The sequence below is a fragment of the Bradyrhizobium sp. BR2003 genome (genome assembly GCF_009720285.1).
GTDB lineage: Bacteria > Pseudomonadota > Alphaproteobacteria > Rhizobiales > Xanthobacteraceae > Bradyrhizobium > Bradyrhizobium elkanii.
In genome coordinates, this window is sequence record NZ_SMYJ01000025.1 from 1 (window position 1) to 13,221 (window position 13,221).

Below are 13,221 nucleotides of genomic sequence, written 5' to 3' on the forward strand. Positions count from 1 at the left end.
TCCGTTGCTCGGTATGATCCACGAACAGGCTTTCGGTCAGCTCCAGGCAGAGCAGCTCCGCCGGGAAGCCGGTCTCTGCCAGGATGGCCGAGACCGCGGTCTCGAAATCCACGCTCCAGATCTGCGCCGGCGAGACATTGACCGAGATGGAGCGCGGCGGCAGCCCGGCATCCAGCCAGGCGCGGCCCTGCCGGCAGGCCTCGCGCAGCACCCAGAGGCCGAGGTCGACGATCAGGCCGGAGCTTTCGGCGATGGGGATGAACTCCGCCGGCGAGATCGGCCCGCGTTCGGGATGGCTCCAGCGCAGCAGCGCCTCGAAACCGGTGACGCGGCCGGTCTTCAGATCCACCTGCGGCTGGTAATGGGCCTCGAGGGCGCCGGCCTCCACGGCGTGGCGCAGATGGCGGCCGAGATCGAGCCTCTCATCGACCGCCTGCGCATAGACCGGCTCGAACAGCTGCGCCAACCCTCGCCCGGCCTCCTTGGCCATGTAGAGCGCGAGGTCTGCGTTGCGCACAGCGGCCTCCGCCGTCGCGCCATGCTCCGGCAGGCGGGCGATGCCGATGGTGGCGCCGACCGAGGCCTCGCCTTCGGCGAGATCGACGGGGCCGGACAGTTTGCCGATGAGCCGATCGGCAAGCCCGGTCAGCGCGGCGTCGGACGTGTCGCATCCGTCCGCCAGCACGGCGAATTCGTCGCCGCCGAGCCGGGCGATGAAGGCGCGCGGCCCCAGGTCCTGCCGCAACGCAGCCGCCACCTTGATCAGCAATTCGTCACCGGCGGCATGGCCGAGGGAATCATTGACCTCCTTGAAGCGATCGAGGTCGATGAGCAGCAGCGCACCAGTCCGGCCTCCCTGGGAGCAGCCTTCGGTCAGGGCGGCGAGCTGGCGCGTGAACAGCGCGCGATTGGCAAGGCCGGTCAACGGATCGCTGTAGGCGAGCTGCTCGAGCTGGCGCTCGGCTTCCTTGCGCTCGGTGACGTCCTGCACGGTACCGATGATGCCGATGACCTTGTCGTGGGCAACCTCCGCCTTGCAGATCACAGCCAGATCGCGGGGCATGCCGTCCGCGTGCAGGATGCGCAGGTCGGTGGCCTCGGTCCGGCGGGTGCGCAGCACGCGTTTCTGCACCTCCCGGAAGCGGTCGGCGTCGCCGTCCAGGAAATAGGGTTGCATGTTCTCATCGGTCGGCTCGAACGTGTCGGGCAAGCCGAGCAGCTGGTAGAGCTCGGGCGCCCAGATCGTGCGGCCGCTGTCCAGCCGGTGGCTCCAGGTGCCGATCTTGCCGAGGCGGTGGGCCTCCTCCAGCGCCCGCGTGCGCTGGTCGAGCAGCGCCTTGGCCGCCCTGAGCTGGGTGATGTCGCTGGACGTGCCGCGGTAGCCGAGAAAGCTGCCGTCATCGGCGAAGATGGGCTTGCCGCTGGTGCAGATACTGACGCGCGAGCCGTCCTTGCCGATCAGCGTATAGGTGAAGTCGCGAAAAGGGCGGTGGGCCTCCATATCGGCGCGGTGCCGCGCCATCGCCTCCCCATCCTCGGGCGCATAAGTCAGTTCCCAGCGCGCCTTCCTGCCGGCGGCCACCGTCTGGAACGCCGCATTGCCGGCAAGCGATTTGGGATAGGGCAGCAGCCGATGCTCGGCGTCGCTCTCCCAGCACCAGTCCGAGGCGGTAGAGACAAAATCGGCCAGCCGTTGCTCGCTCTCCGCCAGGCGCCGCAGTGCGGAGGTCTCCTCCGTGACGTCGCGGACGATGCCGGACACGCGTCGAACCTGACCATGCGCGTCGAATTCCGGCTCGCCGTGCACCACACAGTCGAGCAGGCTGCCATCGGTACTGCGGAGTCTCGTGCGCACCGCATAGGGCCGCCCCTCCGTCCAGCAGGCCGCGTAATGCGCCTCCAAAAGCTTCCGGCTCTCAGGCAAATAGCGCTCGCGCACCGTGGCGATGGGGATGTAGCCGTCGGCGGTCTCGAATTCGTAGAATGCGGCGAGCTCAGGCGATATCCAGAGATCGGTCGCGGCGGCGCTCTGCGACTCCCAGTAGCCCATGCGGGCCAACCTGATCGCACAGCGCAGCGATCGCTCCTCATGCCAGCGGCGACGCGCTTCCCGGGTCGGGACCTGCCCTTGCGACAATTTGCGAGCGGCCATCGGTCCCCAACTCAACGCGAGCGTACGCAGCTAACAGGCTAGCATATGGCCTCACAACCTTGGAGCAACGGCGGTGACGAGACGAGGTTCTTCCGCTTCTTTGGTGTAGTTTCGGTGAATTCTGCAACCGGCAGTCGGCGCCCGGCCCTAAAGCGCGATGTGATTGGGTTGAATCGTCATCGCGCTTTAGCTCTTTGTTTGAGCATGATCTCCGCAAACGCGTCCCGCGTTTGTCGCGAGGGAAAACCGCTTCGCACGTTTCCGGACCATGCTTTGCCGCCGCACGGCATCTTAACGGATCCGCAGCAGCTCGAGGTCGAAGTCGCCGGTAACGGCGGTCTCGATCTGGCAGCGCGAGAGTCCGATATCGCGCAACGCCCGGTCATCGAGCTGGCGCAGCGTCTTGATCGCCTCGCGGCGCACCCAATAGGTCGCGAGTGCATCACCCCACACTCGGAGCAATCGGAGCAATCCGCCCAACATACTGGGCCGCGCGGGCCCTGCGGCGGCTGAGGATATCGCTGACATTGTCGTCTCCTTCGCTGCCCATAGACAAAGCTACGCCGTTGACACAAATGCTGTTTCAGCGCCTGCGCCGTCGGAACCTCGGATTGCTTGCGCGCTCCTCGGTGCAATCATGGGCTTGTTCCCTCTTAAATGATCCGGTACATTGGTCGGAGCAAGTAAAATATTGCTCTCGGTGCAATAATGTCGAGGTTCGAATATCTGAAGCTGGCGGATGCGGTCGCCGCCGAGATCGCGAGCGGCGCGCTGAAGGCGGGCGACCGGCTGCCGCCGCAGCGTCATTTCGCCTATGACCGCAACATCGCCGTCTCGACGGCGAGCCGGGTCTATACCGAGCTGTTGCGGCGCGGACTGGTGGTCGGTGAAGTCGGCCGCGGCACCTTCGTCTCCGGCGAGGCACGCCGCGGCATCGCGGCCCCGACCGAGCCGCGCGGCGCCCGCATCGACCTCGAGTTCAACTACCCGCTGCTGCCGCACCAGGCGACGATGATTGCCAAGAGCCTCGAAGGGCTGGAGCGGCCCGAGGTGCTCGAGGGCGCGCTGCGGCCGGCAACCAGTTTCGGCACGCGGGCGGCCCGAACCATCTCCTCGGAATTTCTGGCGCGCAAGACCTGGACGCCAAATCCGGACCAGATCCTGTTCACCGCCAATGGCCGGCAATGCATCGCCGCCGCGCTCGCCGCCGTCGTGCCGGCCGGCGGACGCTGCGGCGTCGAGGCGCTGACCTACCCGTTCGTCAAGGGCATTGCCGCGCGGCTCGGCATCTCGCTGGTGCCGCTCGCGATGGACGAGCACGGCGTGCGACCGGATGCGGTGCAGAAGGCGCATCGCGAGGCGCATCTGTCTGCGATCTACGTCCAGCCGACGATCCAGAACCCGCTCAGCATCACCATGCCGCCCGAGCGCCGCGCCGAGCTGTTGCGCGTGGTGGAGAAGCTCGGCCTCGTCGTCATCGAGGACGGCGTCTACGGATTCCTCGACGATGAGGCGCCGCTCGCCGCGCTGGCACCCGACAGCTGCATCATGCTCGACAGCCTGTCGAAGAAGGTGGCGCCGGGCCTCGCGCTCGGCTTCATCGTGTCGCCGCCGCGGCTGCGCGAGAGCATCATGGCCGCGGTGCGCTCGGGCGGCTGGACCGCGTCGGGCTACGCCTTCGCCGCGGGGCAGCGGCTGATGGCCGACGGCACCGCCGCCGAATTGTCACGGCTGAAGCGGATCGATGCCGGTCGCCGCCAGCTTCTGGCGGCGAAGCATCTGGCCGATTTCGAAATCCAGACCAACCCGAAGTCGTATCATCTCTGGCTGACCTTGCCGCCGCATTGGCGCTCGCAGACCCTGGTCGCGGCCGCGGCGCGGCGCGACATCGCGCTGACGCCGTCGACGACCTTCGCCGCCACGCCGGGGCATGCGCCCAATGCGGTGCGGCTCGCGCTGGCCGCGCCGCCGATGGAGCAGCTCGACCTCGGCCTGCGGACTCTCGCAGGCATGCTGAGCGCGACCGAAGAGGATTTTGACTCGACCGAGTGAGTGCGAGGCCATCGCACGTCATCGGGCTTGATTGCGAACCGCCTTCGGCAGCAGCGCATCGGGCAATTGATCGAAGCTGTAGCGCCGCGGCCGGTTGCGCGTGACGAAGCCGCCGACCTGCCAGGTGAACAGCGCGGCAAAGCCGACCAGGAACAGCGCCCCCATCCAGTTCGCCGTCAGCAGCGCCATCAGCAGCAATCCGATCATTGCCACCGCAAGGCAGGCCAGCAGCGCCAGCGCGGCGGTGTACGTCTTCGGCCCGAGGCCTCCGACCAGCCTGGCGTTGCTGCCCGCCGCCTGCATCCGGCGATGCAGTTCGACGATGAAGTCGCGGTAGAGATGCCCCTGCGGCGCCACCAGCGTCGCGGTCTGCCAGGTGGTCGAGAGAATCGCGATCCGCCCGCCTTTGGCGTTGTCGATGTCGGCGCGAAACCGCTGCTGCTGCATCGAGACCGGGCGATAGGACAGTTTCACCGCGGAGATATCGGCATAGTCCCACACGCCGGTCCGGCCGGCGATCCGCCACGACAGCCCCTCCTCGGTCAGCTCGAACTGGTGCGCCGAGCCGATCAAGGAGGCGTTGTAGGCGTAGCGCACCGCCGTGCCCTCACCTGCCTCCGACCGGTCCTGCAACGTTGTTGGCAATTCGCCGTTCCACCCGTTCAAACGTACGCGCAAGACTCTCTGTTTGAGCATGATCTCTTCGGAAAACCGGTTTCCACTTTTCCGGATCATGCTCTGGCTTGCGCTACCTGTCGCGCCTATCCTACAAGCGAGCCATGCCCGAGACGACCTATTTTCCGCGTTATCTCATCCTCGGCGGCGCGATGATATCCGGCGTGCTGCTGGCGCTTGCCGTGCACATGCTCGGCGCGCGCTACGGGCTCGATCTCGGCGGCCTGTGGCGCTCCGATAGCCACGAGTTCATGCCGGCGGGCGCCGCGATTGCGTGGTGGCTGATCGCGACCGTCGGATTTTCGGGCGGCTACTTCACCGCCAATCTGATGCACAGCGCGGTGGCCGGCCAGATCCCGCATCGGATGCGCAACTTCCTGATCGTCGTCGGCGTGCTGATGCTGGCCGGCGCAGGCCAGGCCGCGTCGGCGCCGAGCTCGGTCTCAACCATTTCCGCCGTGCTCGCAGGCCTCGCCGCCCTGTGCCTCGGCGCAGTGATGGCGTTCTGCGGCGCCTATTTTGCCCTGCGCAAGAGCTAGAGCGTTTTCGAGCGAAGCGGACGCGGTTCGCGTGAAGAAAACGCGTCCAAACCAGAATCCAGCTTCCCGGCCTTCCAACTCAGGCGACCGACCGTTCCGGCGCCCTGCGCAACATCTTGGCGACGTCGGCTGCCGGCCGCGGCGGGCTGAACAGATAGCCCTGCGCCTGCGTGCAGCCCTCCTGACGCAGCAGGTCGAACTGGGTATCGGTCTCGACCCCTTCGGCGGTCGTGACGATGCCGAGGCTCTTGCCGAGGCCGGTGACCGCGCGCACGATCGCCATCGAGTCCTCGCGTGTCGCAAGGTCGGTGACGAAGGAGCGGTCGATCTTGATCTTGTCGAACGGGAAGCTGCGCAGATAGCTCAGCGAGGAATAGCCGGTGCCGAAATCGTCCAGCGAGATGCGGACGCCGAAGCCGCGCAGCTCATGCAGCACCGCGAGCGTCGCCTCGCTGTTCTGCAGCAGCACCGATTCGGTGATCTCGAGCTCGAGCCGGTCCGCCGACAGGCCGGATGCTTGCAGCGCCGCCTTCACCGACGACACCAGGTTCGGGTTCTTGAACTGCACCGGCGAGAGATTGACGGCAACCGCGACGGCCTCGGGCCAGCCCGCGGCATCCGCGCAGGCCTTGCGCAACACGATCTCGCCGAGCGGAACGATCAGCCCGGTTTCCTCGGCGACAGGAATGAAATTGTTCGGCGCGATCAGCCCGCGCTGCGCGTGATTCCAGCGAGCCAGCGCCTCGAAGGCGACCACTCGATCGCCCTCGACATCGCGGATCGGCTGATAGTAGACCTCGAACTCGTCATGCTCGAGCGCGAGCCGCAGGTCGCGCTCGAGCAGGCGGCGCGCCTGCGCACGCGCATCCATCCCGGTCTCGAAGAAGCGATAGGTGCCGCGGCCGTCGGCCTTGGCGCGGTACAGCGCAAGATCGGCCTTTTGCAGCAATTCGTCGGGATCCTTGCCGTCCTCGGGCGCGAGCGAGATGCCGATGCTGACGCCGATCACGAGCTGATGGCCGCCGATCTCGTAGGGCGCGGCGATCCGCTCGACCACGAGACTTGCCAGCGACGACACGACGGACGGCTCGCAATTGCTGCAGAACTGCACGATGGCGAATTCGTCGCCGCCCAGCCGCGCCACGGTATCGTGCTCGGTCACGCATTCGCCCAGCCGGCGCGCGACTTCGCGCAGCAGCGCATCGCCGATCGGATGTCCGAGCGTGTCGTTGATTTCCTTGAAATGATCGAGATCGAGACAGAGCACGGCCAGCTGGTCGGAGCGCTTGGCCAGTCTCGAGGCCTTCTCGAGCTGCTCGCGGAACAGCGTCCGGTTCGGCAGATTGGTCAGCGCGTCATGCCGCGCCATGTGCGAAATCTGTTCCTGCGCCTGCTGCCATTCGGTGATGTCTTCGAAGGTCGCGACCCAGCCGCCGCCCTTCATCGGCTGGTCGACGACGCGGATCGCGCGCTCGTTGCGGCTGACGATCCGCGTCGCGCTGTGGCCGGCCTTTGCCTCGGCGACGAGCGCGTTGCAGAACTCCTCGGGATCGCCGTCCCACTCGCCGATGGAATGGAGATCCTGCAGCACGTCGATCAGCAGGCGTCCCTGCAGCGGCACGCGACTGCGCCCCATCATCTCGCTGTAGCGCTCGTTGAACAGCATGATGCGGCCGTCGGCATCGAACATGCACAGCCCCTGCGACATGTTCTCGAGCGCGGTATCGAGCACCACCTTCTGCTTGTGAAGCTCGGTCTTGGCGCGACGGTCGAGGATCGAGGCGATCAGCGAGAGGCCGAGGATCGCGAAGGCCGCAACGGCGGTCATGAATGAGAGCACGCGCGGCGAGACCGTAAGTCCGCCGGAAACGATCGTCGGATCCGGGACGAGCGTCACCGCGCCCATCGCGGTGAAATGATGCGAGACGATCGCGACCGTCAGAAGACCGGTCGCGGCGGCGGTGGTGCCGAAACGTTCGCCACGCGTGGCAACGACCAGCGCGAGCGCGCCGAACAGGCTTCCGAACGCGATCGACGCGGCGACGATGCCGGGCGACCAGACGATACGCGCGGGCAGCTCCAGCCCGAGCATGCCGGTGTAATGCATCGCCGCGACACCGGCGCCGACGATCGCGCCGCCGGCCGCAACCGTCCGCCAGCGTTCGTCGAGCGTGGCGACGGCCAATCCGACGGCCAGGATCGCAACCGCGAGCACCAGCGACAGCAGCGTGATGGGAACGTTGTACCCGGCCTCGATGCCGGGATCGTACGCCAGCATGGCGACGAAATGGGTGGCCCAGATACCGCAACCGCCGACCGCCGCATCGAGGCCGATCCAGATCTCGCGGGCACGCCCCTGTGCGGCGCGGGCGCGGTGAAACAGGCTGATCGCGACGGCGCTGGCGAGCAGGCAGATCACCCCGCCAAGGACGACCAGCCGCCAGTCATGTTCCAAAGTGAGACAGGTCAGAACGCGATACATATAGGCCCCCTTTATGGACCTATAAGAACAGACGCATTCGTGTACGAACGGTAACCGCACTGCAGCAAGGTTCCACGCATGGTGAAGAAGCCTTGAATGCAGGCGATCGGGTCAGGGCGAGCGGAGATCCCTCGCCGCAGTTCGTCTCAACGCCGAGCCCGTGACCATGCCCCGATCCAGATCAGCGCAGCGGCCGCCAGCAGCACGCCGGCGGAGATGACGAGGGCCGCATGCAGGCCGGCGATGAAGGCCGCGGACCGGCTGACCATCGAGCCGAACAGCGCGACACCGAGCACGCTGCCGGTCTGCCGGGTCGCGTTCAACACCCCTGCCGCGATGCCGGCATGCTGCTGCCCGGCGCTGCCGAGCAGCGCCGATGTCAGGGGCGGCACCAGCAGGCCGAGGCCGCCGCTGATGGCCAGCAATTGCAGGCAGATCGCGAGATAGCGCGTACCGGGGCCGATGAACAGCAGCGCCAGGCATCCGGCGGCCGAGAGCGCGGCGCCGAGCGCGATTGTCGCCGGCGCGCCGATCCGCTCCGCGACATGCGGCGCGATCAGGTTGGCGGGCAGCACGGCGCCGAGCATCGGCACGAACGCGAGGCCGGTGGCGAACGCCGACAGCCCGTTGACCTGCTGGAAGTAGAGGCTGAGCACGAAGATCAGACCGTAGAACGCGACATTGACCAGAAGGCCGACCAGCGAGGTCAGGGCAAACATCGGGTGGCGGAACAGCGAGAGCGGCAGCATCGGCTGCGGCGCGCGCGCCTCTCGCCAGACGAACAGCACGGAGAAGACGGCGGCGAGAACAAAGCCTGCGATCACGAACGGGCTGCCCCAGCCGAGCGCGCCGCCTTCGATCAGCGCGCCGGCCAGCGTGCCGAGCGCGGCGATCGCCGCGACCTGACCCGGCAGATCGAGCCGGTGTTGCTGATGACGCGTGGTTTCGCCGGCAAAGCGCCAGGCGAGCCACAGGCCGGCTAGGCCGATCGGCAGGTTGACCAGAAAGATCGCGCGCCAGCCGACCAGCGCGATCAGTCCGCCGCCGACGAACGGGCCGGCGGTCAGCGCAAGGCTCGCGCCCGCGGCCCAGACCCCGACCGCGCGTCCCCGCGCCTTCTCGTCTTCATAGGCATGGCGGAGCAGCGCCAGCGAGTTCGGCACCAGGATGGCCGCGGCCAGCCCCTGCACGCAGCGGGCGGCGATCAGCGTCGCCGCATCAGGCGCGACCGCGCAGGCAACCGATGCCGCGGTGAAGATCGCAAACCCGGCCATGAAGATGCGCTTGGCGCCGATCCGGTCGCCGAGCGCGCCCGCGGTCAGGATGAAGGCCGCAAAGGCAATCGTGTAGGCGCTGACCACCCATTGCAGTTCGGCGACGCCGCCGCCGAGCGAGGCGCCGATCGCATTGAGCGCCGTGTTGACGATGGTGACGTCGAGTTGCACGACGCCATAGCCGAGACTCATCGCGGCGAGCGTCAGCGTCGCCGCGAGCCCGCTCGTTTGCTGATCTGACGCTGCGCACTCATCCGGCATGTGCCGGACGTTCAGGGATGTCTGTTGCATGGTCTTGTCCTTGCTCTCGGCAACCAATGCGAGACATAGGCCTTCGTTTCGCCGCAACACTTCGCCACCAATCGAAGTGTGGAATCGCATGCCTGGCCGGCCTGCCCGACGGCGGCCGGCTCGCGCGGCGTTTTGCCTCAATAGACCTACGGACCGCCCTCGCGCGCCTCACCCGGCCCCGAGCGCAGGGCCGATCACGCCCAAAGCGCCTGTCGACTTCACACTTTGGTAAACGCCATGGCCGGCTCAGGCGTCCCCAGGCTGATGCATATCGTCTATTCGCCTCGCGCCAACGAACCCGCACCGTCGCGGGGACGGCGGGAAAATCGGCAAAAAAGCCGACGAAATCGCCTGGAACGGCGGAACATGCAATGGCCCCGTCGCTGTCCTGCGACTCACATTCCGCAGAGCGAGAACATATGTAGCCAATATGACAATGACGCTGGACGAGGGCCGAAGCTTGGCTTGTCAAGGGCTGCACAACGCATCGGTTTTGCCTTATGGGTCATCGCGTACGGTGCGTTTGCCCGTCACCCGTCGCCGTCCGTGACCGGGTCCCACTGAAATTGCCGCCCCGCCGGGAGGATGAATGCTTCGGCTGCTGACCACGCTTGGGCGTGGTTTCAAGGAAAAGATCGGCTGGAAACGGCTCGGGATCGCCGCGAGTGTGTTGATCATCGCGTTCGCGATCACGTCGCTTGTTCACACCCTGAAGGGCGTCGATACCGGCATCATTCTCACCGCGCTCACCAACATCGCGCCGCATCGGATCGCGCTCGCGGCGCTCTGCGTGGTCGGGGCGTTCTGCACGCTGACCTTCTACGACTTCTTCGCGCTGCGCACGATCGGCAAGATCCATGTCCCTTACCGCATCGCAGCGCTGTCGAGCTTCACCAGCTACACGATCGGCCACAATATCGGCGCCACGGTCTTCACCGGCGGCGCAATCCGCTTCCGGATCTATTCCGACTACGGCCTCTCCGCGATCGACGTCGCCAAGATCTGCTTTCTGTCGGGCCTGACCTTCTGGCTCGGCAATTTGTTCGTGCTCGGCTTCGGCATGGCCTGGCACCCGGCGGCAGCGTCGGCGATGGACCTGCTGCCGCCGGCGATGAACCGGCTGATCGCGCTCGGCTGCCTTGCCGGCATCGGCGCCTATTTCGTCTGGCTCCTGACCGGCGAGAAGCGCCGCGAGCTCGGCCAGAACGGCTGGAAGGTGGTGCTGCCCTCGGCCAAGCTGACGCTGCTGCAGATCCTGATCGGCGTGGTCGATCTCGGCTTCTGCGCGCTCGCAATGTACCTGCTGATGCCGACCGAGCCGCATATCGACTTCGTCTCGCTGGCGGTCGTGTTCATCCTGGCGACGCTGCTCGGCTTCGCCAGCCACGCCCCCGGCTCGATCGGCGTGTTCGACGCCGCGATGCTGGTGGCGCTGCCGGAGTTCAGCAAGGAACAATTGCTGGCGACGCTGGTCGTGTTCCGCATCCTCTACTTCCTGATCCCGTTCGGGATCTCGATCTCGATCATGGGCATGCGCGAGCTCTGGCTCAACGTGGTGCAGCCCTGGCAAGAACGGAAACGACTAAGCCAAGCCTGCACGGCTTCGGCGACCGTGCGGCAACCGATCGAAAGCCGGCAGCAGCGGGTCAGGCAGCTGAAACGATAACAGACAAGGTTATCGGCCCTTGTGCGGGCCGCTCGACCCCGGATTTTCGATCCTCGCGGCCCCTTCTCTTATTTTCGCCGTACCGCTCGCGTCAAACCGCGCCATGATTGGCATTTTGGTTCGATTTTCGTTTCGGGTGACGGTCTGCAGCGTGCTGCTCGGCAGCGCGCTGGCCGCGGTATTCGCATCGGCCGCGGACGCGCAGGACAATCAACTGCAGATCTCCTGGGAGGTCCGCAACCGCTTCCGCCTGTTCCGCGAGGAACGTGACTTCCGCCTGCATGTCGAAAGCGGGCTTGGCCGCAGCGTGCTGGCCTCGGAACAGGCGCTGGAACTGCAAAGCGACGGCCGCGGCTGGGCGCGCAACACCGTGAACCGGCTCTGCATCGACCTGCAGGGCCGCGTCAGCGAGCCCTGCACGCGCGACAACGTCAAGGAAAGCTATCTGACGCCGATCGATCATCCGATCGTCGTGCGGCTCACCGGACCGGTTCCGGTCGGCGCGACCTGCGCCTGGTCGTTCGACGACGGCGACGGGCCGCAATCCTCGACATTCGATTGCGCCGAGCCGGTCAATCTACGCGTTCGCTACGGCCGCACCACAGTCGCGACCGTCGACGTCGCGAGCGGCTCGGACGCCAACCAGCGCGTAACGACGCCGATCGAGGTGCGCGACTTGCTGATTGCGGGCCTCGGCGACAGCATCGCGTCCGGCGAGGGCAATCCCGACCGCGCGATTGCGCTCTCCGACGAGGGGTTCTGCTTCCGCTCCTATCTCGGCGGGGCGCAATATTACCGGCCGAGCCGCGCCGGCTACAAGGGCGGCCGCGCCTGCGAAGCACCGGACACCCTGACCAACTGGCAGCGCCAGAGCGCGCTGTGGCTCAACTCGGCCTGTCACCGGTCGCTGTACAGCTACCAGACCCGCACGGCGCTCGCGCTCGCCGTGCAATATCCGCACATCGCGGTGACCTATCTGCCGCTGGCCTGCACCGGCGCCACCATCTCCGACGGCCTGCTCGGCTCGCAGCAGGCGCGGGAATGCCTGCCGACGAAGACAGCCAATACCTGCTCGGGCACCGTCAACGGCCAGATCGCGGAGTTGCGCACGGCACTCGCCGCCGCCAAGCGCCGTCAGCCGGACCGCACCCTCGACCTCGTGCTGCTGTCGATCGGTGCCAACGACATCTATTTCTCAGGCCTCGTCGCCAACGTGATCGTCGACACGCCGACCGAGCGCACGCTGTTCAGCCGCGGCGGCTCGATGGCCAGCGTCGACGATGCCCGTTCGGCACTGGCGCGCGACCTGCCGGCCGATTTTGCCAAACTGCGCGATGCGCTGAAGCCGCTGGTCGGCGGCGATCTCTCGCACGTGATCTACACGGCCTATGCCAATCCGGCGCTGGCCAATGGCGGGGCGCCCTGCCCCGGCGGCCGCGCCGGCTTCGAGATCCATCCCTCCTTCAACGCGGATCCCAATCGCCTCGCGTCGGTCTCGAGCTTCGTGCAGAACGAGTTCCTGCCGCAGCTCAAGGCGATCGCGCAGTGCCAGTCCGGCATCATCTGCCGCAATCCGCAGGCCGATCGCATGACCTTCGTCGATGCGCATCAGGACGCGTTTGCGAGCCATGGCTTCTGCGCACGCGCGTCGACCGATCCGGAATTCGACCGCGACTGCTTCGCCGCCAATGGCGACAGCTTCGTCTCGGACATCGTCGCCGCGGCCAACGAGCCACTCAAATGCGGCCGCAGCGCCGGCGAATACCGCGCCTATCTGCCGCGCGCGCGCTGGATCCGCGACGCCAATGACAGCTACTTCACGGCAATGACCTACCCGCAGGGCCTGCCGTCCTCGATGCAGCCAAGCGACATCCACGACGCGACATGGGGCATCCTGTCGGCGGTGTATGGCGGCGCGGTGCATCCGAGCGCCGAAGGCCATGCGGCGATGGCCGATGCCGCGGTCCCCGCGGCCGCTACCGTGCTGCAGTTGAACACCGCCGTGCCCGAAGTGATCTCCGAGCCGGTCGCGCCATTGCCGATGCCGATTGCACCAATGGGACAGCGCTGAACGCTCACGCTGCCAGGCA

Annotated in this window: 9 protein-coding genes; 4 read left to right on the forward strand and 5 right to left on the reverse strand. The window is 66.7% G+C overall.

Going from position 1 to position 13,221, the window contains the following annotated elements:
- On the reverse strand, positions 1–2,050 hold a 2,050-nt coding region (locus tag E2I15_RS17620; protein ID WP_155262453.1), incomplete at its 3' end, for a sensor domain-containing protein.
- 393 nt (positions 2,051–2,443) lie between these two features.
- Positions 2,444–2,605, reverse strand: a complete 162-nt coding sequence (locus E2I15_RS17625; protein ID WP_137480280.1) for a DUF1127 domain-containing protein — start codon at positions 2,603–2,605, stop codon at positions 2,444–2,446.
- Between the two features lie 255 nt (positions 2,606–2,860).
- On the opposite strand from E2I15_RS17625, the gene E2I15_RS17630 reads away from it, so the two are divergent.
- Positions 2,861–4,204 (forward strand): aminotransferase-like domain-containing protein, encoded by a 1,344-nt coding sequence (locus E2I15_RS17630; RefSeq protein WP_137480153.1) that lies wholly within the window; start codon positions 2,861–2,863, stop codon positions 4,202–4,204.
- An 18-nt stretch (positions 4,205–4,222) separates the two neighbouring features.
- Here E2I15_RS17630 and E2I15_RS17635 read toward each other — a convergent pair whose 3' ends face one another.
- Positions 4,223–4,837, reverse strand: a complete 615-nt coding sequence (locus tag E2I15_RS17635) for a hypothetical protein (protein WP_137480282.1) — start codon at positions 4,835–4,837, stop codon at positions 4,223–4,225.
- A 146-nt stretch (positions 4,838–4,983) separates the two neighbouring features.
- Between E2I15_RS17635 and E2I15_RS17640 the strand changes: the two genes are divergently transcribed.
- Entirely contained in the window at positions 4,984–5,418 is a 435-nt protein-coding gene (locus E2I15_RS17640) for a hypothetical protein (RefSeq protein WP_137480154.1), read from the forward strand.
- A gap of 79 nt (positions 5,419–5,497) precedes the next feature.
- Here E2I15_RS17640 and E2I15_RS17645 read toward each other — a convergent pair whose 3' ends face one another.
- Together E2I15_RS17645 and E2I15_RS17650 are read right to left on the reverse strand one after the other, a co-directional pair.
- Positions 5,498–7,900 (reverse strand): EAL domain-containing protein, encoded by a 2,403-nt coding sequence (locus E2I15_RS17645; RefSeq protein ID WP_137480155.1) that lies wholly within the window; start codon positions 7,898–7,900, stop codon positions 5,498–5,500.
- A 146-nt stretch (positions 7,901–8,046) separates the two neighbouring features.
- On the reverse strand, positions 8,047–9,435 hold the full coding sequence (locus E2I15_RS17650) for an MFS transporter (protein ID WP_246668200.1): 1,389 nt from the start codon (positions 9,433–9,435) through the stop codon (positions 8,047–8,049).
- Positions 9,436–10,054: 619 nt separating this feature from the next.
- Here E2I15_RS17650 and E2I15_RS17655 point away from each other — a divergent pair.
- Positions 10,055–11,131, forward strand: a complete 1,077-nt coding sequence (locus tag E2I15_RS17655; RefSeq protein ID WP_028337716.1) for a lysylphosphatidylglycerol synthase transmembrane domain-containing protein — start codon at positions 10,055–10,057, stop codon at positions 11,129–11,131.
- Between the two features lie 103 nt (positions 11,132–11,234).
- The gene (locus tag E2I15_RS17660) at positions 11,235–13,202 is read left to right on the forward strand and encodes an SGNH/GDSL hydrolase family protein (RefSeq protein ID WP_137480156.1); all 1,968 of its coding nucleotides are present in this window, start codon (positions 11,235–11,237) and stop codon (positions 13,200–13,202) included.
- Positions 13,203–13,221 lie beyond the last annotated feature (19 nt).